The sequence below is a fragment of the Staphylococcus sp. HMSC65H10 genome (genome assembly GCF_001839185.1).
Lineage (GTDB): Bacteria > Bacillota > Bacilli > Staphylococcales > Staphylococcaceae > Staphylococcus > Staphylococcus simulans.
The window spans coordinates 1-719 of sequence record NZ_KV840317.1; the positions used below are offsets into that span (position 1 = coordinate 1).

Annotated in this window: 1 protein-coding gene; it reads left to right on the forward strand. The window is 30.9% G+C overall.

Features of this window, described 5'->3' with window-relative positions; all coding sequences use genetic code 11:
• On the forward strand, positions 1-719 hold a 719-nt coding region (locus HMPREF3270_RS02980), incomplete at both ends, for a transposase (RefSeq protein WP_141763120.1).

Here is a 719-nt window from a genome sequence, read left to right on the forward strand (position 1 = left end):
ACGATGATACGAAGCAAAGAAAATTAATACGTTCAGAACGTACATTATTGAAAAAATACAAAAAAGCAGTGAATGATTGTAAAGAGAAAAAGATGAAGTATGAAGAACAAAAGAAAGTTTTAGGAGATAGAAATAGTTATTCAAAAACTGATCATGATGCGACTTTTATGAGAATGAAAGACGATCATATGATGAATGGTCAATTAAAGCCTGCATATAATATTCAAGTAGGAACCAACAACCAGTTTGCCTTAGCCTTCGGTGTTTACCAAAATCCAACAGATACAAGAACTTTAGAAAGATTTTTATATAGAGTGCAAGAACTAAATGGTGACATACCTGAAAACGTTGTGTGTGATGCAGGTTATGGTAGTGAAAGTAACTATGGAATAGTCATAGATGTATTTAATAGAACGCCTTTAATGCCGTACGGCATGTTTTTAAAAGAACAAAAAAGAAAGTATAAATCAAACCCTTATAACTCTCTTAATTGGAATTATGATGAAAAAGATGACAGATATATTTGTCCAAACAATAAACTATTATTCTTTTCTGGCTATAGATTCCGAAATGATAAATATGGATATCAACGTCAATTTAAAGAATATAAATGTTATGACTGTATAGAATGTCCGCTCAGAAAAGAATGCATGAACCCTAAAGCCAGACCAGATACTTTGAAAACAATCAGAAGAAATATGGTTTGGGAATTTTATAAA